Origin of the sequence: Amycolatopsis sp. cmx-4-61 (assembly GCF_046548775.1) — a bacterium.
Lineage (GTDB): Bacteria > Actinomycetota > Actinomycetes > Mycobacteriales > Pseudonocardiaceae > Amycolatopsis.
In genome coordinates, this window is record NZ_JAEBEI010000019.1 from 117,538 (window position 1) to 134,939 (window position 17,402).

At 70.7% G+C, this 17,402-nt stretch carries 19 protein-coding genes; 12 read left to right on the forward strand and 7 right to left on the reverse strand.

What is annotated here, in order from left to right; translation table 11 throughout:
* Positions 1–11 precede the first annotated feature (11 nt).
* The gene (locus ACLJOU_RS37680) at positions 12–974 is read right to left on the reverse strand and encodes a nucleoside hydrolase (RefSeq protein ID WP_410574060.1); all 963 of its coding nucleotides are present in this window, start codon (positions 972–974) and stop codon (positions 12–14) included.
* 52 nt (positions 975–1,026) lie between these two features.
* Here ACLJOU_RS37680 and ACLJOU_RS37685 point away from each other — a divergent pair, with 52 nt between their 5' ends.
* The 4 genes from ACLJOU_RS37685 to ACLJOU_RS37700 all read left to right on the forward strand — a co-directional run bounded on the left by ACLJOU_RS37685 (position 1,027) and on the right by ACLJOU_RS37700 (position 3,027).
* Entirely contained in the window at positions 1,027–1,782 is a 756-nt protein-coding gene (locus tag ACLJOU_RS37685) for an acyltransferase (RefSeq protein WP_410574061.1), read from the forward strand.
* Between the two features lie 44 nt (positions 1,783–1,826).
* Entirely contained in the window at positions 1,827–2,204 is a 378-nt protein-coding gene (locus ACLJOU_RS37690) for a hypothetical protein (protein ID WP_410574062.1), read from the forward strand.
* Positions 2,205–2,273: 69 nt separating this feature from the next.
* Complete coding sequence (locus tag ACLJOU_RS37695) at positions 2,274–2,630, forward strand: alpha/beta fold hydrolase (protein WP_410574063.1); 357 nt, start codon at positions 2,274–2,276, stop codon at positions 2,628–2,630.
* A gap of 241 nt (positions 2,631–2,871) precedes the next feature.
* Positions 2,872–3,027, forward strand: a complete 156-nt coding sequence (locus ACLJOU_RS37700; RefSeq protein ID WP_410574064.1) for a hypothetical protein — start codon at positions 2,872–2,874, stop codon at positions 3,025–3,027.
* 1 nt (position 3,028) lies between these two features.
* On the opposite strand, the gene ACLJOU_RS37705 is transcribed toward ACLJOU_RS37700, so the two are convergent.
* Both ACLJOU_RS37705 and ilvA read right to left on the reverse strand, forming a co-directional pair.
* Positions 3,029–3,598, reverse strand: coding sequence for an NADAR family protein (locus tag ACLJOU_RS37705; protein WP_410574065.1), 570 nt, complete (start codon positions 3,596–3,598; stop codon positions 3,029–3,031).
* 20 nt (positions 3,599–3,618) lie between these two features.
* A complete protein-coding gene (ilvA, locus tag ACLJOU_RS37710) occupies positions 3,619–4,875 on the reverse strand; it encodes a threonine ammonia-lyase IlvA (RefSeq protein WP_410574066.1) in 1,257 nt (418 codons plus the stop codon).
* Between the two features lie 88 nt (positions 4,876–4,963).
* On the opposite strand from ilvA, the gene ACLJOU_RS37715 reads away from it, so the two are divergent.
* Together ACLJOU_RS37715 and ACLJOU_RS37720 are read left to right on the forward strand one after the other, a co-directional pair.
* Positions 4,964–5,455 (forward strand): SigE family RNA polymerase sigma factor, encoded by a 492-nt coding sequence (locus tag ACLJOU_RS37715; RefSeq protein ID WP_410574067.1) that lies wholly within the window; start codon positions 4,964–4,966, stop codon positions 5,453–5,455.
* Entirely contained in the window at positions 5,452–6,450 is a 999-nt protein-coding gene (locus ACLJOU_RS37720; protein ID WP_410574068.1) for a hypothetical protein, read from the forward strand. The genes ACLJOU_RS37715 and ACLJOU_RS37720 overlap by 4 nt, the downstream gene beginning before the upstream one ends.
* Here the strand turns inward: ACLJOU_RS37720 and ACLJOU_RS37725 are convergent, their stop codons facing one another.
* On the reverse strand, positions 6,451–7,875 hold the full coding sequence (locus ACLJOU_RS37725) for a short-chain fatty acyl-CoA regulator family protein (protein ID WP_410574069.1): 1,425 nt from the start codon (positions 7,873–7,875) through the stop codon (positions 6,451–6,453). It lies immediately after the preceding gene.
* A gap of 227 nt (positions 7,876–8,102) precedes the next feature.
* Between ACLJOU_RS37725 and aceA the strand changes: the two genes are divergently transcribed.
* Together aceA and aceB are read left to right on the forward strand one after the other, a co-directional pair.
* Entirely contained in the window at positions 8,103–9,383 is a 1,281-nt protein-coding gene (gene aceA, locus ACLJOU_RS37730) for an isocitrate lyase (protein ID WP_410574070.1), read from the forward strand.
* 89 nt (positions 9,384–9,472) lie between these two features.
* Entirely contained in the window at positions 9,473–11,080 is a 1,608-nt protein-coding gene (aceB, locus tag ACLJOU_RS37735) for a malate synthase A (protein WP_410574071.1), read from the forward strand.
* A gap of 161 nt (positions 11,081–11,241) precedes the next feature.
* Here the strand turns inward: aceB and ACLJOU_RS37740 are convergent, their stop codons facing one another.
* A complete protein-coding gene (locus ACLJOU_RS37740; RefSeq protein ID WP_410574072.1) occupies positions 11,242–11,928 on the reverse strand; it encodes a hypothetical protein in 687 nt (228 codons plus the stop codon).
* Positions 11,929–12,007: 79 nt separating this feature from the next.
* Complete coding sequence (locus ACLJOU_RS37745) at positions 12,008–12,541, reverse strand: TetR/AcrR family transcriptional regulator (RefSeq protein ID WP_410574073.1); 534 nt, start codon at positions 12,539–12,541, stop codon at positions 12,008–12,010.
* Between the two features lie 89 nt (positions 12,542–12,630).
* Here ACLJOU_RS37745 and ACLJOU_RS37750 point away from each other — a divergent pair, with 89 nt between their 5' ends.
* The 3 genes from ACLJOU_RS37750 (at position 12,631) to ACLJOU_RS37760 (ending at position 14,183) form a co-directional block, all read left to right on the forward strand.
* Entirely contained in the window at positions 12,631–13,089 is a 459-nt protein-coding gene (locus tag ACLJOU_RS37750) for a nuclear transport factor 2 family protein (protein ID WP_410574074.1), read from the forward strand.
* 57 nt (positions 13,090–13,146) lie between these two features.
* On the forward strand, positions 13,147–13,926 hold the full coding sequence (locus ACLJOU_RS37755; protein ID WP_410574075.1) for a class I SAM-dependent methyltransferase: 780 nt from the start codon (positions 13,147–13,149) through the stop codon (positions 13,924–13,926).
* A 128-nt stretch (positions 13,927–14,054) separates the two neighbouring features.
* On the forward strand, positions 14,055–14,183 hold the full coding sequence (locus tag ACLJOU_RS37760) for a hypothetical protein (protein WP_410574076.1): 129 nt from the start codon (positions 14,055–14,057) through the stop codon (positions 14,181–14,183).
* Positions 14,184–14,195: 12 nt separating this feature from the next.
* Here ACLJOU_RS37760 and ACLJOU_RS37765 read toward each other — a convergent pair whose 3' ends face one another.
* The gene (locus ACLJOU_RS37765) at positions 14,196–15,473 is read right to left on the reverse strand and encodes a glycosyltransferase family 4 protein (protein ID WP_410574077.1); all 1,278 of its coding nucleotides are present in this window, start codon (positions 15,471–15,473) and stop codon (positions 14,196–14,198) included.
* Between the two features lie 111 nt (positions 15,474–15,584).
* On the opposite strand from ACLJOU_RS37765, the gene ACLJOU_RS37770 reads away from it, so the two are divergent.
* A complete protein-coding gene (locus tag ACLJOU_RS37770; RefSeq protein WP_410574078.1) occupies positions 15,585–17,348 on the forward strand; it encodes a glycoside hydrolase family 2 protein in 1,764 nt (587 codons plus the stop codon).
* The last annotated feature ends 54 nt before the right edge of the window (positions 17,349–17,402 follow it).

The following is a 17,402-nucleotide window of genomic DNA, read 5'->3' on the forward strand; positions in this document are numbered from 1 at the left end:
GGGCTCCTCGCTCACCGGGCGGCTCCGGTGAGCCGGTCGAGGACGAACCCGCGCAGGCCGTCGAGGTCGGTGTCGAGCGCGACCTCGATCGGGCGGCCGGGGGTGAACTGCGGATCGTCCTCGCCGAGCCGCCGCCGGTCGACCAGGGTCTGGCCGCGCGCCGGGCCGAGGCCGCAGTCGACGTCGACCCGGTAGGTCTCGGTGTGCAGGATGCCCGGCGAGATCGCTTCGGCGACCGCGACGGCGTCGTGCATGACCATCCGGTCCTCGCCGAACACGCGGGTGTAGTGCTGCCGGTAGGTCGACGTCAGTCCTTCGAGGGTGGCGCCGATCGGGCCCGACGCCGCGAGCTTCGCCAGCCACTCGGCGTCGACGGCGCAGCGGTGCGTGAGGTCCAGCGGCACGAGCACGACCGGGACGTCCTCCTCGACCAGCACCCGCCGGGCCGCCTCCGGGTCGCTCCAGACGTTGAATTCGGCGGCGGTCGTGCTGTTGCCGAACGTCACGCCACCGCCCATGATCACCAGCCGCGCGATCTTCGCCGCCGCGCCCGGGTGGGCCGCGAGCAGTGCCGCGATGTTCGTCAACGGGCCGATCGGGGCGATGGTCACCGGCTCGTCGGACGCCTCGAGCAGGTCGAGCATCAGCCGGACGGCGTCCCGGTCCTCCAGCGGCCGGCTCGCCTCGGGCAGCGTGTAGGAGTGGCCCGACAGGCCGTCGCCGCCGTGGACCTCTTTCGCGTCACGCGGCTTGGAGTAGACCAGCGGCCGCGCCGCCCCGGCGGCCACCGGCACGTCGGTGCGGCCGAAGAGCTCCAGCAGGCGGCGGGCGTTCGACGTCGTGCGGTCGAGCGGGACGTTGCCGAAAACCGACGTCACCCCGAGCAGGTCGACGTCCGGGGACAGCGCCGCCAGCGCGATCGCCAGCGCGTCGTCGACGCCCGGGTCGGTGTCGATGATCAGCTTCGTGCCCATCCAGCTCCCCTTGCCTGCGAACCCGTCCCGCACACAGGTTACGGTCACTCGCATGACGTCGATGTGGGGTGCGCCCGCGCTGTCGCGGGTGCGGGCCTGGCGCCGCGCCCGCCGCGACCCGCGGCAGGCGAAGTTCCTGACCGCCGACTCGCTGCGCTGGGTTCTGCGCAACCGCGCGTACACGCCCTGGTACCTGGTCCGGTACTACCGGCTGCTGAAGTTCCGGCTCGCCAACCCGCACATCATCCTGCGGGGGATGCTCTTCCTCGGGAAGGACGTCGAGATCCACTGCCGCCCCGGCTACGGGCGCCTGGAGATCGGCCGCTGGGTCCACATCGGCGACGGCAACGCCATTCGCTGCCACGAAGGTTCGCTGCGGATCGGCGACAAGTCCGTGTTCGGCCGCCAGAACGTGATCAACTGCTACCTCGACATCGAGCTCGGCGCGGCGACGCTGGTCGCTGACTGGGTGTACATCTGTGACTTCGATCACGTCATTTCGGACATCCACGTCCCGATCAAGGACCAGGGCATCGTGAAGTCCCCGGTCCGGATCGGTCCCGACACCTGGCTCGGCACCAAGGTCAGCGTGCTGAAGGGCACCCGCATCGGCCGCGGCAGCGTGCTGGGCGCGCACGCGGTGGTCCGTGGTGACATCCCGGACTACTCGATCGCGGTCGGTGCGCCGGCCCGCGTCGTCCGCAACCGCAAGGACGACTACGCGGCCGACGCTGCCCGTCGCGAAGCCATCGCGGACATGGCCAGGAAGGCGAACAAGGCCCTGCAGAAGACTCTCGGAGAGCAGTAGGACTACTCAGGCGGCGTGGTCGTCTTCCGCGACATAGTGGCCGCATGGGGGAGTTCCGCGCGGTCGCCGTGTCCGCCCTGCTGGCCCTGATGGCGGTGGGGTGGCTGGTCGTCGTCCCGTTCCTGGTGCTGCAGGGCCTCCTCGCGAACTCGCCGTTCTTCGGCACGAGCACCCACGAGGGCGACGCCGCCCTGACCTGGGCGGCCTGGCTCGGCGCCGGCCTGCCACTGGCGGGCGTGGTCGTTTCGGCGACCACCCGGCGGCGCGGCTGGACGTGGTTCTTCGGGCTCGCCCTCGCCCTGGCGGCCGTCGTCGCGGGCCTGAAGTGGACGGACGACCTCCGGCACGCGCCGCCGCCTCCGCCGGGACCGCGGCACTGCGTCGAGCACAGCGGCGGCGGCAACGAGTGCCCCGGGGATTGACCTGCGGTTTCTCCTTGTGATCGAAAATCGGCCACGGTCGTTTCCCGGCCGTTCGGCGGTGCTCACCGGGTGATCGGCCGATCTCGGCCACGTCCGCCGGCGGCAGCCGCCGAACGCGCCGCCGAGGCGAACCGCCAGTGCGTCGACGCCCATCCGGCCTTCTTCCGGAGTCTGACCCCGCCGACGATCGCCCGCGACCTCGACCGCATCCGCGTCGCCCTCGGCGACGACAAGATCGGCTACTACGGCGTCTCGTGGGGGACGGCGCTCGGCGCGCAGTACCGCTCGCTCTTCGACGACCACGTCGACAAGATGCTCCTCGGTTCGGTCATGCCGCCGGACCTCAGCGTCACCGCGATGGACGACGGCGAGGCGATCGCGGGCGAGAACACCTTCCACAACTTCGCGTCCTGGATCGCCGGGTAAGACGCCATTTACCGGTTCGGGACCACAGAGCCCGCGGTCGCGAAAGCTCTGCTCGGCCTGCGCGAGAAGTACGGCGCGACCGTCAACGGCATGCTCGCCAACCCCGCCGCGAATGGGCCGGCCTGGCCAAGCAGCTCGCCGCCATCCGCGACGACGGCCGACCTGGCTCGAGACGGCGAGCCGCACGCGTTCAACCACTTCCAGCAGACGCGTCGGCTGGCCCATCGGCTGGGCGATCGCGATGCAGCAGCGGCTCGGTGGCGCGCTGCTGACCATCGAGGACGACGTCCACGGCTCGCTGTCGTCATTGCCCTGCGCCGACGCCGTGGTCGCTTTCTTCGACACGGGCCGGACGACGTCGGCGTCGTGCGCGGGAGCACCGGTCCCGGCGCCGTGAGTCAGTCGCGCGGCCGCAGCTGGTCGCGGACCTCCATCAGCGCGAAGCCGAGCAGGTTCAGCCCGCGCCAGTAGTCCGGTTTCGTCGCGTTCTTCTCCTCGCGCGCGAGGCCGGTGCCCCAGACGAGGTCCTTCTTGGACGCCTCGACGAGCACCTTGTCCCCGGTCCCGAGCAGGAAGCGGCGCAGGTCGCGGTGGGCGCGGAACTTGGCCAGGTTGCCGTCGACGACGATGTCGAACCGGTGCCGCTCCCAGACGGCGGGGTCGAACCCGGCGACCTCGCGGCCGAGCACCTTCGCCGTCTTCGGGTCGGGCGTGGTCCGGATCAGCTCGGCCTTCTCGTGGTCGCCGAAGAGCTCGGCCTTGCCGGCCATCATGTAGTGCTCGGCGGTCGGGTAGACGAGGCCGTCGGCCTCGAACGGGTCGACCCACCACTGGCTCAGGCAGCTCGCCGTCACCCGCCCGGACTTCGAGGGCGTGTGCCCGTAGAACAGCAGGTACTCGGGCTCCGCACCCTCGTGGACTTTTTCGCGCAACGCCTCGACACTGCGGACACCGTCGACCTTCACCATCCGCCTAGTGGACCACGCGCTCAGAGCAGGAAGTGGAACAGGGGGCTGCCCGGCTCGATCCGCTCCACCTGCAGGGGGCTCGCGTCCATCCGGGCCAGGAGCCCCGGCAGGTCGGACGAGCGGGCGATCTCGATGCCGACCAGCGCCGGCCCCAGCTCGCGGTTGGTGCGCTTGACGTACTCGAAGCGGGTGATGTCGTCCTCCGGCCCGAGCACGTGCTCGAGGAACCGCCGCAGCGCGCCCGGCTCCTGCGGAAATCCGACCAGGAAGTAGTGCTTCAGCCCTTCGTGCATCAGCGAGCGTTCGAGGATCTCGCTGTAGCGGCTGACGTCGTTGTTGCCGCCGGAGACCAGGCAGACGACGGTCTGGCCGGGTTCGACGTCGACGACCGTGCCGAGCGACGCCGCGGCGAGCGCGCCCGCCGGTTCGGCGATGATGCCGTCGGACTGGTACATCGCGAGCATCTCGGTGCACACCGCGCCCTCGGCGACCGCGGTGAGCTCGGCGCCGCTTTCGCGGATCAGCGGGTAGGTGACCGCGCCGGCTTCGCGCACGGCGGCACCGTCGACGAACGAGTCGAGAGCGGGCAGCCGCACCGGGTGTCCGGCCTCGAGGGCCGCGGCCATGCAGGCCGCGCCCGCGGGTTCGACGCCGACGATCCGGACGTCCGGGTGCCGCTCGCGCAGCCAGCTGCCGACCCCGGCGAGCAGCCCGCCGCCGCCGACGGGCACGACCACGACGTCGGGCACGAAGCCGAGCTGCTCGACCACCTCGCACGCGACCGTGCCCTGGCCGGCGACGGTCCGGACGTCGTCGAACGCGGGCACCAGGGTCGCGCCGGTCCGGTGGGCGTCCTCGTTGGCCGCGGCGAAGGCGTCTTCGTACGTTTCACCGACCACGACGACCTCGATGTGCGCGCCGCCGAGCGCCGCGATCCGTTCGCGCTTCTGCCGCGGCGTGGTCCCGGGAACGAACACGCGGCCGGTGGCGCCGAGCCGGCGGCACGCGTACGCGACGCCTTGGGCGTGGTTGCCGGCGCTGGCGCAGACGACGCCGCGCGCGCGGACGTCCTCGTCGAGCTGGACGATGAAGTTGTAGGCGCCGCGGATCTTGTACGACCGGACGGTCTGGAGGTCCTCGCGCTTCACCCAGACCTGCGCGTCCACCCGGGACGACAGCCGGGCGCTCGGCTCCAGCGGCGTCCGGGTCACCACCCCGGCCAGCCGCTCGGCGGCCTCTTCGATCGTCGCCGCGGTCACCGTGTCGATGTCGTGCACCCCGGTGAATCTACGACTCGCGCGTGCCGGGCAACCGCGCGGGCCTCCGGGCGCATCAAAGGGGTGCCGAACGAGATGGGGGCCGCCGATGGACGCCGGATTCACCGAGTACGTGACCACGCGGGCGGGTTGGCTGCGCAAGGTCGCGTACTTGCTCTGCGGCGACTGGCACCGGGCCGACGACCTGGTCCAGTCGGCGATCACCCGGCTCTACACGAACTGGCCGCGGGCCTCCCGCGCCGACAACGTGGACGGCTACGTGCGTCGCACGCTGGTCAACACCTTCCTGGCCGAACAGCGCACGTCGTGGTGGCGGCGGGTGGATTTGCGCGAAAACGACCAGGACCCGCCCACGCCCCGCGCGGACCTCGAATCGGCTTTGGACCTGCGGTCGGCGCTGAAGCGGCTGCCGGCCCGCCAGCGCGCGACCGTCGTCCTGCGCTACTTCTGCGACCTCCCGGTCGCGGAGACCGCGCGGGCGCTGGGCTGCTCCGAAGGCACCGTCAAGAGCCAGACCGCGAAGGCCGTGGAAGCGCTTCGCGAGCTGCTGCGCGAACCTGTCCAGGAGGGACGAGCATGACCGACCACGAGCTGGCCGCCAAGCTGAAGCAGCTGACCGAGGTACCCGCCCCGCCGCCGCGGATCGACCTCGACCGCGCGCGCCGTGTAGGGGGACGCCGTCGTCGCGTGCGGACCACCGCCCTGGTCCTCGGCTGTGCCGCGGCCGTGACAGCGGGCGGCTTGACGGCGGTCTCGCTGTTCGGGCCGGTCCCGCCCCTGGCGATCGCGCCGGCGGCCCCGCCGTCCTGGTCCGTGGCGGGTCCCGTGACCCCGGCCGTTACGGTGCCATCCACCAACCCGATGGAGGCGACGGCGAGCTTCGGCTGGCTGCCGGAGCAGATCAAGGGGATCGAGTACACCATCGGTTCCCACGGCGACGCCACCGTGGCCGTCGGCCGCGGCGAACTGCCGCCGATTATCTGGTTGTCGATTTCCGACCAGGAGCCGTCCGTACCCCGTGAGCTGGGCGGACAGCCGTCGCGGGTCCCGGCCCGGATCGGCGACCGGGACGGCTACTGGCTCACGACCGACGCGAAGGACCCCCTGAACCGCGGGGACAGCTACCTGCGCTGGCGGACCCGCGAAGGCCGCTGGGCCGCGCTTCACGCGTACTACCTGGCGGGCCCGGACCTGCAGCAGGTGCTGACGCGGGTCGCCGGCGACGCCAGGTTCGGGATCCGGCAGGTCCCGCTGCCGCTGCACATCGCGAGCCTGCCGAAGTTGTCCTTCCTCAACGACGGTTACCTGCGGCGCCGCCCCGACCAGGACGGTGTCCCGTGGCGGCTGGTGCTGCAGTACACGTCGGAGGGCGGGCTGGCGACGATCAACGTCTCGCCCCCCGGCGGTCCCACGGACGGCCTCGGCGAACCGCAGTGCGTGACGAAGAACGGGCTGCAGGCCTGCGTGTCGTTCAACCAGCCGGAGATCGGCGGCATCACGGCGAAGGAACTGCTCAGCCGGATCACGCTGCTCGGCCCGGACGAGACGAAGTGGATCACGCACGTGATCGGGTGATCAGCCCTTCGGCACCGCCGGGTAGGGGACGAAGGTGCTGGTGTTCTCGTCGACGGTGAGCTGCTTGCCGATCGTCGGGAACGCGCGCTGGGAGCACCTCGGGCGTTCGCAGACTTTGCAGCCCATCCCGATCGGCGTCGCGGCGGCCGGCTCGTCCAGGTCGAGGCCGGTCGAGTAGACCAGCCGCCCGGCGTGCCGCAGTTCGCACCCCAGCCCGACCGTGAACGTCTTGCCCGGGCTGCCGTAGCCGCCGATGTTGCGCGAGACCGTGCGCGCGATCCAGAAGTAGCTCTTGCCGTCGGGCAGCGTGGCGATCTGGGTGAGGATCTTGCCCGGCTGGGCGAACGCCTCGTAGATGTTCCACAGCGGGCAGGCCCCGCCGACGCGGGAGAAGTGGAACCCGGCCGCGGACTGCCGCTTCGACATGTTCCCCGCGCGGTCCACCCGCACGAACGAGAACGGCACCCCGCGCTGCTTCGGACGTTGCAAAGTGGACAGCCGGTGGCACACGGTCTCGAAGCCGACGCCGTAGTGGTCGCACAGCCGCTCGATGTCGTAGCGGAACCGCTCGGCCGTGGCCAGGAACGGTCCGTACGGGAGGATCAGCGCCCCGGCGAAGTAGTTCGCCAGGCCGACGCGGGCGAGTGACCGGGCGGCCGGTCCGGAGAACGCCCACGAGTCGGCGAGCTCGGTGATGAGGTCGTCGTACTCGAGCAGCGCGATCTGCGAAGCCATCCGGAACGCCTGCTGCCCGACCCGCAGGCTCGGCGCCAGTCGCAGCACTCGCGTCACCGGCTCGTACCTGTGCTGCTGGCCGGCGGCTTCGTCGATGCCTTCGCTGGTCACCTCGACGCCGTAGCGCTGGGAAAGGCGTTCCTTCAGCGCGCCCAGCACCTGCCCGCGCAGCAGCGGGATGTCCGCGGCCATCTTCTCGGCGCGTTCGTCCAGTTCGGCGACGTAGTTCTCGCGCTCGTAGAAGAAGTCGCGGACCTCTTCGTGCGGCAGCGGGGCGGCGGCGCTGCCGTGCAGGCCGAGGCCGTTTTCCGTGGTCAGCGCGGCGGTGCTCTCGACGGCGTTGCGGTAGCTGCGGTGCAGCTTGACCAGCGCCTGCGCGATCGCCGGGAGGTTGGTGGCCAGGTCGTTGAGCTCGCTGGTCGTGACGTCGATGCCGAGGACCTCGTCGAGCAGGGCTTCCTTGACGTCGGCGACCAGCCGGGACGTGTCGTTGTTGGCGAAGAACTCCGTGTCGACCCCGAACGCCTGCGTGATCCGCAGCAGCACCGGCACGGTCAGCGGACGCGAGTTGTGCTCGATCTGGTTGAGGTAACTCGGTGAGATCTCCAGCACACGAGCGAGGTCGGCCTGGCTCATCGAGCGGCTTTCGCGAAGGTGCCGCAACCGCGCGCCGGCGAAAGTCTTCTCCATCCGTGCCCTCCTTCCCGGAAGGTTTCCGGTCCTGAACGGTTACGTGAACGGTCAAGAACGCGGATTTTCGATCACTTGTGAATCGGCGATTCGCAAGCTTTGCAAAGAGCCTACGTACCCTTCGCACAAATTGGCAAATTGGACGACTGGACCTCGTTTTCGCTGGCGTGTCAGGGTCAGGGCATGCAAGGCGAGCAATCGCAAACTTCGCAACACCGGGAGTACCGATGACGGAACAGGCCAAGCAGGCGGCCGCGGAGCTGGCGGCGCAGTGGGCGAACGACCCCCGCTGGGCGGGCGTGCAGCGCTCCTACTCGGCCGAAGACGTGATCAAGCTGCGCGGCAGCGTCGTCGAGGAGCACACCCTGGCCCGCCGCGGCGCGGAAAAGCTGTGGGACCTGCTGCACACCGAGGACTACATCCACGCGCTCGGCGCGCTCACCGGCAACCAGGCGGTCCAGCAGGTCCGCGCGGGCCTGCAGGCCATCTACCTGTCCGGCTGGCAGGTCGCGGCCGACGCCAACCTGGCGGGCCAGACCTACCCGGACCAGAGCCTCTACCCGGCCAACTCGGTGCCGGCCGTGGTCCGCCGCATCAACAACGCGCTGGGCCGCGCCGACCAGATCAGCTGGGCCGAGGGCAACACCGACATCGACTGGTACGCGCCGATCGTCGCCGACGCCGAGGCCGGCTTCGGTGGCCCGCTCAACGCGTTCGAGCTGATGAAGGGCATGATCGCGGCCGGCGCCGCGGGCGTGCACTGGGAGGACCAGCTCGCGTCCGAGAAGAAGTGCGGTCACCTCGGCGGCAAGGTCCTCATCCCGACCAAGCAGCACGAGCGCACGCTGAACGCCGCCCGCCTCGCCGCGGACGTGCTCAACGTGCCGTCGCTGATCGTCGCCCGCACCGACGCCCAGGCCGCGACGCTGCTGACCAGTGACGTCGACGAGCGCGACCAGCAGTTCCTCACCGGCGGCCGCACCGCCGAGGGCTTCTACGAGGTCCGCAACGGCATCGAGCCGTGCATCGAGCGCGGCCTGGCCTACGCCCAGTACGCCGACCTGCTCTGGATGGAGACCTCCGAGCCGGACCTCGAGGTGGCGCGCAAGTACGCCGAGGCGATCAAGGCGAAGTTCCCGGACCAGATGCTGGCCTACAACTGCTCGCCGTCGTTCAACTGGAAGAAGCACCTGGACGACGCCACGATCGCGAAGTTCCAGCGCGAGCTCGGCCACATGGGCTACAAGTTCCAGTTCATCACCCTGGCCGGCTTCCACGCGCTGAACTACTCGATGTTCGACCTGGCGCACGGCTACGCCCGCGAGGGCATGACCGCCTACGTCGACCTGCAGGAGCGCGAGTTCGCTTCGGAGAGCCGCGGTTACACCGCCACCAAGCACCAGCGCGAGGTCGGCACCGGCTACTTCGACAACGTCGCCACCGCGCTGAACCCGGAGAGCTCGACCACCGCGCTCAAGGGCTCCACCGAAGAAGCCCAGTTCCACTGATCCCGGCCGCGGCCTGACGACGGCAACCCCCCATCGTCGTCAGGCCGCGTCCTTCCCCTTCTTCCCTGCGCAGCTCGTGGAGGCACCCCATGGTTGATCGGCTGAACTACCGCATCGAGGTCACCGGCCCGGTCGAGGGCCGGTTCGCGGAGATCCTGACCCCGGCGGCGCTCGACTTCCTGGCCAAGCTGGACAACACGTTCGCCGGACGCCGGCGCGAGCTGCTCGACGCCCGCCGCGTGCGGCGCGAGGAACTGCAGTCCGGGGAGAAGCCGCTCGGCTTCCTGCCCGAAACCCGCTGGGTCCGCGACGACGAGTCGTGGCAGGTCGCCCCGACCGCGCCGGGTCTGGAGGACCGCCGCGTCGAGATCACCGGGCCGACCGACCGGAAGATGACGGTCAACGCGCTGAACTCCGGCGCCAAGGTGTGGCTGGCGGACTTCGAGGACGCGACGTCGCCGACGTGGCACAACGTCATCGACGGCCAGCTCAACCTCTACGACGCCATCCGCCGCAACATCGACTTCACGACAGAAGGGGGCAAGCGGTACTCGATCGGCGACGACCCGGCGACGATCGTCGCGCGGCCCCGCGGCTGGCACCTGGTGGAGAAGCACATCCGCATCGACGGCCGCCCGGTGTCGGCGAGCCTGGTCGACTTCGGCCTGTACTTCTTCCACAACGCGCGCCAGCTGCTCGCTCGCGGCGTCGGCCCGTACTTCTACCTGCCGAAGCTGGAAAACCACCTCGAAGCGCGCCTGTGGAACGACGTCTTCCTCCTGGCGCAGCGCGAGCTCGGCATCCCGCGCGGCACCATCCGCGCCACCGTGCTGATCGAGACGATCACTGCCGCGTTCGAGATGGACGAAATCCTCTACGAGCTGCGCGAGCACGCCGCGGGTCTCAACGCCGGCCGCTGGGACTACATCTTCAGCCTCATCAAGAACTTCGCCGCGCACGGCGCCGACTTCGTGCTGCCGGACCGCGCGCAGGTCACCATGACCGTGCCGTTCATGCGTGCCTACACCGAACTGCTCGTGCGCACCTGCCACCGGCGCCACGCCCACGCCATCGGCGGCATGGCCGCGTTCATCCCGAGCAAGGACCCGGAGATCAACGCGACGGCGATCGAGAAGGTCCGCGCGGACAAGGAACGCGAGGCCGGCGACGGGTTCGACGGCTCCTGGGTGGCACACCCGGGCCTGGTCCCGGTCTGCCGCGAGGTCTTCGACGGCGTGCTCGGCGGCTGGCCCAACCAGCTCGGCAAGCTGCGTGAGGACGTCCACGTCACCGCCGAGGACCTGCTCGACGTGGCCAGCGCCGGCGGCGAAGTCACCGAGGCGGGCGTGCGCGCGAACATCAACGTCGCGCTGCGGTACGTCGACGCTTGGCTGCGCGGCACCGGTGCGGCGGCGATCCACAACCTCATGGAGGACGCGGCCACCGCGGAGATCGCGCGTTGCCAGGTCTGGCAGTGGATCCGCAACGGCACGAAGCTCGAAGACGGCACGGCCCTGACCCGCGAGCTGGCGGTCGAATTCCTGGACGACGAACTGACGAAGGTCCGCGCGGACCTCGGCGAGGGCAACCGCCTCGACGACGCCCGCGAGATCTTCACCGAAACCGCGCTGGGCGAGAAGCTGCCGAGCTTCCTCACCACGGGTGCCTACGCGCGGTACCTCACGGACGCCCGGTAGCAGGGCTCTGTTCGATGCGCTCTCAGCGGTAGGGGAGTGCTTCGAGCATCCGGTCGCCCCTACCTGACGAGGGGCGACCGGATTCCACACTGTTGGGATGGTGTGGGTCCGGACCGGTCCGGTGACGGCGGCTCCCCGTCACCGGACCGGTTCACGTCTTTTCACAGCAGGAAGATCCGCCGCGTGACGAGGTCGGCAGGTGGTTCGCAGCAGGTGAACCCGGTGATGCCCGGGAGCGCGGCGGCGGTGGCCGGCACGGTGAGCAGCCACCGGATCGTCCGGACCGCGTAGGCCGCGACCAGCAGCGCCATCGCCCCGAGCAGGACCGCGGCGAGCCACCGGTGGGTCCGGATGCCGCCGATCCCGCCGTACTGCAGGACGAAGAAGACCGACGCGAGCGACGAAAACACCGACCACAGCGTCAGGAACGCGGCGGCGAGGAGGCCGCCCGGACTGCCGGTCAGCCCGGTCGCTCCGGTCTTGTCCCGCGTGGTGCGCTGCCCGACGGTGTAGGCGATCGGGGCGCAGGCGGCGATGGCGACGTAGAGCGCCGACGCGACCGCGAAGGCCGCCGACGCTCCGGGTGCGATCGCGGTGTCGAGCTTGCCGGAAAAGGCCGCGAGCAAAGCGGCGAAAGCGGCGGTCAACGCCGTCAGGTTGCTGGCCCAGCTGTCGGTGAACTTCCACTGGGCGCCGCCGGGCAGCTCGACACCCCTCCTCCGGAACGTCAGGAGGGCAAGGGCAGCGGTCACGACCACGGCCGCGATGAGCCCGGTGAGCAGCCCGTGGCCGAAAACGCGCCAATCGGCGGCGACCTGGTCCGTGGCCGCCGCGACGAAGATCTCCATGGGACCGGCTCCTCTGCGTCTTCGCTGCTGGTGGCCGGTAGTCGGCGGCCGGCGGCAGCTCGTTACGCAGAGTCGTCCCTCATCCGGGTGCTTTGAGCAGGACTTTTGCGGCTTCGCGCGCCGTGTCGGCTTCGCCGGGGTTGCCGGTGATCGCGGCGAGCACGGTCGCGCCCTCCACGAGCGCGAACAGCTGGTCGGCGAGGCCCTGGTCCGGCACGAGGCCGCGCAGGTAGGCGCGCACCTCGTCCTTGTGCGTGCGGATCGCGGCGGCGATGCCGGGGGCGGGCTCGCCGAACTCGCCGAAGGAGTTGATGAACGCGCAGCCGCGGAAGCCCGGCTCCGCGAACCAGTTCTTGAGCCAGGCGAAGACCGCCAAGGGGTCGTCGCCGCGGGCGTGGACGAATTCGCGCAACGAGCCGCGCCAGCGTTCGTCGCGGCGGAGGAGGTACGCCTCCACGAGGTCGTTCTTCGCCGGGAAGCACTGGTAGAGCCGCTTGAGCGAGACGCCGGAGCGTTCGCGGACGGCGTCCATCCCGACGGCCTGCACGCCGTGGGCGTAGAAGAGGTCCTCGGCGGCCTCGAGCAGCCGGTCGGTCGCCTCCGCGGAATCCATGTCACCTGCCTCTGGCGCCGAGAATGATCGTTCTCTAGTCTAGCGGGAGCCGTGGAGAACGCACGTTCTCCGCTTCGGAAGGAGCTGTCATGACCCCGCGCCCGCCGTTCCCGCCGTTCGACGAGGACACCGCCCGCCAGAAGGTCCAGGCCGCCGAAGACGCGTGGAACACCCGCGACCCGGAGCGCGTCTCGCTCGCGTACACGGAGGACTCGGTCTGGCGCAATCGCGACCAGCACCTCGTCGGGCGCGCCCGGATCGTCGAATTCCTCACCGCCAAATGGGCGCGCGAGCTGGACTACGCGCTGCGCAAGGAGCTGTGGGGCTTTCGCGGCAACCGCATCGGCGTGCGCTTCCAGTACGAGTCCCGGACCGCCGAGAGTCAGTGGTTCCGCAGCTACGGCAACGAGCTCTGGGAGTTCAGCGACGAAGGCCTGATGCGCCGGCGCGAAGCGAGCATCAACGACGTGCCGATCGCCGAAGCCGACCGCCGCATCTTCGGTCCGCGGCCGCAGTCCGAACACGGCGTCCTGCTGCCGGTGTTCTGAGGTCCGCTCTCCGCGGAACGACACCCGGACGGCCGGGGTCGTGGGCATGCTCACGACATGACGACCTCGGGGTTCGGCGGCGAAGTGAGCGAGTTCTACCAGCGGTTCCGCCGGGGCTACCCGCCCGAGGCGACGGACGGGCTGACGGCGGCGTTCTCGCTGACCCGAGAGGACGTCGTCCTCGACCTCGGCTGCGGCACCGGCCAGCTCACCCGGGCGCTGGCGCCGCGCGTCGGGGCGGTGCTGGGCATGGACCCGGAGCCGGCGATGCTCACGCAGGCGCGGCTGGCGACGACGGAGCCGAATGTCAGCTGGCTGCTCGGCGCGGACTCCGACGTCGGCGCGCTGACCGCCGTCCTGGGGGCGGGACGCCTGGCCGCCGTGACGGTGGCGCAGGCACTGCACTGGATGGACCACGAGCGGCTGTTCGCGGCGGTCCGTCCGCTGCTGCGTCCCGGCGGCGGGGTCGCGGTGGTGACCAACGGCGAGCCGCTGTGGCTCCAGGACACGGCATGGTCGGGCGCGTTGCGGGAGCTCCTGTCCGCCTACCTCGGCACTCCCGTGCACCGGACTTGCGGCACGGACGACGCGAGCCAGGAGCGGTACGCGCAGGCTCTCGCGGCCGCCGGGTACACCGTGAGCTCGGCGGACGTCGAGTACTCCGCGCCGCTGAGCGTCGACGAATTGGCCGGTGACGTTTTTTCGGCCATGAGCCCCGAGCAGCTGCCCGGCCCCGACGCGCGCCCGGCGTTCACCGAGCGCATCCGGGCGGCGGTCGCCTCGCACGGCCCGCTGCGGGAACGCGTCCGGGTCCGCTTGCTGACCGGGACGCGGTGAACCGGACGAACCGATCACGGAAGGCGAATACGTACCGGCCCCTGCTGTTCCGCTGATTGTTTTCCCGGGAGGCGGCGCGGATGCTCGCTGCGAGGCGCCGATCGCGCCGCCGTTCCCGAGGAGTCCCCATGCCGAGCAGGTTCAGCGCTGCCGTCGCAGCGTTCTTCGTCGTCTTTTCGCTCGCGTTCGCCGCGGACGGATTGGTGACCACGACCGTCTCGGCCGCTCCGGACTGCTTCCGGCCCTGCCGGTTCTGACCGGGCGGCGACCTAGACTTCGGGGATCTCGGCCGGGACCGGTTCGAACGCGTTGCCGGTCGCGATCTTCGGGCGCGGCAGCTCGACCGGCTCACCCGGCTTCGCCCGCCGGTAGACCGCGGCGGTCGCTTCGGCGATCCGGCCCCAGTCGAAGTCGGCGGCGAGCCGGGACTGCGCGGCCTGCGCGCGCTCGGCCGCGGCCTCGGCGTCGGAGAGGACCGCGTTCACGGCCGCGGTCAGCGCGGTGACGTCCCCGGGGCTGAACGCCAGCCCGGTCTCGCCGTGGACGACGACCTCGCCGAGCCCGCCGGCGGTCGACGCCACCAGAGGCGCCTTCGCGGCCGCGGCCTCCAGCGCGACGATGCCGAACGGCTCGTACCGGCTGGGCAGCACGACGGCGTCGGCGGCGGCGAGCGCCGCGCGGAGGTCGCGGTCGGAGAGGTGCCCGACGAAGTCGACCGCGCGCCGCACGCGCAGCTTCCGCGCCTGTTCGACCAGTTCGTCGAAGTGTCGTCCTTTTCCGGCAACGACCACGCGGGTGCCCGGGTGGCGGCGCCGGATGCGGGGGAGCGCGGCCAGCAGGTCCTGCACGCCCTTCTCCCACTCGAGTCGTCCGAAAAAGAGCAACAGCGGCGCACCGGCCGGGCTGTAGACCTCGCGGGCGCGCGCGATCTCGTCCGCGGGCACCTGCCAGCCGCGTTCTTCGATGCCGTTGTGGATCACCGTGACGTCGGCCGCTTCGACCTCGAAGAGGTGCGCGACCTCACGGCGCATCGCCTGCGAGCAGGTGATCAGCGCGTCGGCGCGGTTCGCCAGCCACCACTCGACGGAGTGGACCTGCTGGTTCAGCGGGTGCGAAAGCCAGCCGGAGTGCCGACCGGCCTCGGTCGCGTGGATCGTGCCGACCAGCGGCACCCGCGCGGCCTCGGCGATCGCGATGGCCGGGTGGGCGACCAGCCAGTCGTGCGCGTGGACGACGTCGGGCTGCCAGGTCCGCAGCAGGTCCTGCGCGGCGCGGATCATGGCGTGGCCCATGGCCAGCGTCCAGGCGACGAGGTCCCGTTCGAACGTCACGTGCATCGGGTCTTCGGCGACCCGGATGACCCGCACGCCCTCGACGACGCGGTCGGTCCGCGGATGCGTTCCGGCGTCGGTGCCCGCGGCGTGCCGGCAGAGCACCACGACTCCGTGGCCCTGGCGGGCGAGGTGGGTCGCGAGCGCGTGGACGTGCCGGGCCAGGCCCCCGATGGCCACGGGCGGGTACTCCCAGGACAGCATCAGCACTCGCATGGGCTGAGGTTACTCGCGAGTCGGGAAACCTCGACGCGCCGTGCTCGCGAACTGTTCACATGTGATCCCGGTCACTGGCTGGTCGGACGATCTCTGCCACCATCGACCGGGATGACTTCTCCCGAGGACTCCGGCTGGCGCCGGCTCGACCCGCCCCTGCCGACCCCGTGGAGCGCCGACGTCGCTCCCGACAACGCGCTGCCCGAGTACCCGCGGCCCCAGCTGACCCGGCCTCGCTGGCTGAACCTCAACGGTGTCTGGGAGTACGCGGGCTGGCCGTCGTCGCCGGACGAACCACGGCCGTCGGGCTACGCCGAGCGCATCCTGGTGCCGTTCCCGCCCGAATCGGCGTTGTCGGGAATTCGACGACGCGACGAAGTCCTCTGGTACCGGCGTCTTTTCGAAGTCCCCGACGACTGGCGCGGCTCACGGGTGCTCCTGCACTTCGGCGCGGTGGACCAGACGGCGAAGGTCTGGGTCAACAACCAGCTCGTCGCCACCCACGAAGGCGGCTACACGGCGTTCAGCGCGGACATCACCGACGTCCTGCGCGCCTCCGGCCCGCAGGAGCTCACCGTCCGGGCCGAGGACCGCACCGACATCGAGCCCTTCCCGGTTGGCAAGCAGCGCAACGCGCCCGGCGGGATCTGCTACACGCCGTCGTCCGGAATCTGGCAAACGGTGTGGCTGGAGCCGGTCCCCGAGGTCCGGGTCGAGCGGCTGGACCTGACTCCGGACCTGACCGGCGTGACGGTCTTCCCGCACGTCACCGGCGGCGCCGAGGTCGTTGTCGTCGTTTCGGCAAACGGCACCGAGGTGGCGCGGGCGTCCGGCGAGGCCGGGACGGCGGTGCGCGTGGACGTTCCTTCGCCGCGGCTCTGGAGTCCCGACGACCCGCACCTCTACGAGCTCCGTGTCCAGCTGCTCGACGAGCGTGGTTCGGTTTCTGACGAAGTCGGCAGCTACGCCGGTCTGCGGACGATCGGCGTGCTCCCGGACCCGCAAGGACGCCCGCGGATCGCGCTGAACGGCCGTGTCACTTTTCTGCACGGACCGCTCGACCAGGGCTACTGGCCGGACGGCATCTCGACCGCGCCCACCGACGAAGCCCTGCGGTTCGACCTCGAGAAGACGAAGGAGCTGGGCTTCAACTTCGTCCGCAAGCACGTCAAGGTCGAGCCGGCCCGCTGGTACTTCTGGGCCGACAAGCTGGGCTTGGTCGTCTGGCAGGACATGCCGTCGCTGACCGTTTCGTTCGACGGCCCGCCCGGGATCGCGCCGGACCCGGTGCCGCGGGCGCGGGAGCGGTTCGAGGCGGAGCTCGCCGAAATGGTGACGCAGCTGCGAGCGGTCCCGTCGATCGTCGGCTGGGTCCCGTTCAACGAGGGCTGGGGCGAGTTCGACACGGCGCGTGTCGCGGAATCGGTCAAAGCCCTGGACCCGACGCGGCTGGTGATCGCGAACAGCGGCGTCAACTGCTGTTTCTCGCGGCCGGACAGCGGCGCGGGCGACGTCTACGACGATCACACCTACGTGGGTCCGGGGTCGCCTTCGGTGCACGACGACCGCGCGATCGTCGATGGCGAGTACGGCGGTCTCGGTCTGGTGGTGGACGACCACTGCTGGCCCGGTCCACCGAACGCGTACGAGATGACGCCGACGTCGGAGCGCCTCACCGAGCGCTACGCCGAGGTGAGCGTGGCCCTCGAGCGAATCGTGGCGGAGCGCGGCCTGTCCGGCGCCGTCTATACCCAGACCACGGATGTCGAAAACGAGGTCAACGGGCTGCTGACGTACGACCGTCAAGTGGTCAAGGTGGACCCGGCGGTGGTCGCCAAGTGCGTGCGAGCGGTGATCGAGGCAGGCTCGTCCTGACCGTCCATCTCCGCTGGTCGGGGGGCCTGGTCGATTTCCGGCAACCGCCGTCGA

Excerpts from the sequence above, each read along its gene's own strand:
- ACLJOU_RS37680 (WP_410574060.1), bottom strand. The coding sequence starts at position 974 with ATGGGCACGAAGCTGATCATCGACACCGACCCGGGCGTCGACGACGCG.
- ACLJOU_RS37685 (WP_410574061.1), top strand. The coding sequence starts at position 1,027 with ATGACGTCGATGTGGGGTGCGCCCGCGCTGTCGCGGGTGCGGGCCTGG.
- ACLJOU_RS37690 (WP_410574062.1), top strand. The coding sequence starts at position 1,827 with ATGGGGGAGTTCCGCGCGGTCGCCGTGTCCGCCCTGCTGGCCCTGATG.
- ACLJOU_RS37700 (WP_410574064.1), top strand. The coding sequence starts at position 2,872 with ATGCAGCAGCGGCTCGGTGGCGCGCTGCTGACCATCGAGGACGACGTC.
- ACLJOU_RS37705 (WP_410574065.1), bottom strand. The coding sequence starts at position 3,598 with ATGGTGAAGGTCGACGGTGTCCGCAGTGTCGAGGCGTTGCGCGAAAAA.
- ACLJOU_RS37715 (WP_410574067.1), top strand. The coding sequence starts at position 4,964 with ATGGACGCCGGATTCACCGAGTACGTGACCACGCGGGCGGGTTGGCTG.
- ACLJOU_RS37720 (WP_410574068.1), top strand. The coding sequence starts at position 5,452 with ATGACCGACCACGAGCTGGCCGCCAAGCTGAAGCAGCTGACCGAGGTA.
- ACLJOU_RS37725 (WP_410574069.1), bottom strand. The coding sequence starts at position 7,875 with ATGGAGAAGACTTTCGCCGGCGCGCGGTTGCGGCACCTTCGCGAAAGC.
- aceA (WP_410574070.1), top strand. The coding sequence starts at position 8,103 with ATGACGGAACAGGCCAAGCAGGCGGCCGCGGAGCTGGCGGCGCAGTGG.
- aceB (WP_410574071.1), top strand. The coding sequence starts at position 9,473 with ATGGTTGATCGGCTGAACTACCGCATCGAGGTCACCGGCCCGGTCGAG.
- ACLJOU_RS37740 (WP_410574072.1), bottom strand. The coding sequence starts at position 11,928 with ATGGAGATCTTCGTCGCGGCGGCCACGGACCAGGTCGCCGCCGATTGG.
- ACLJOU_RS37745 (WP_410574073.1), bottom strand. The coding sequence starts at position 12,541 with ATGGATTCCGCGGAGGCGACCGACCGGCTGCTCGAGGCCGCCGAGGAC.
- ACLJOU_RS37750 (WP_410574074.1), top strand. The coding sequence starts at position 12,631 with ATGACCCCGCGCCCGCCGTTCCCGCCGTTCGACGAGGACACCGCCCGC.
- ACLJOU_RS37755 (WP_410574075.1), top strand. The coding sequence starts at position 13,147 with ATGACGACCTCGGGGTTCGGCGGCGAAGTGAGCGAGTTCTACCAGCGG.
- ACLJOU_RS37760 (WP_410574076.1), top strand. The coding sequence starts at position 14,055 with ATGCCGAGCAGGTTCAGCGCTGCCGTCGCAGCGTTCTTCGTCGTCTTT.
- ACLJOU_RS37765 (WP_410574077.1), bottom strand. The coding sequence starts at position 15,473 with ATGCGAGTGCTGATGCTGTCCTGGGAGTACCCGCCCGTGGCCATCGGG.
- ACLJOU_RS37770 (WP_410574078.1), top strand. The coding sequence starts at position 15,585 with ATGACTTCTCCCGAGGACTCCGGCTGGCGCCGGCTCGACCCGCCCCTG.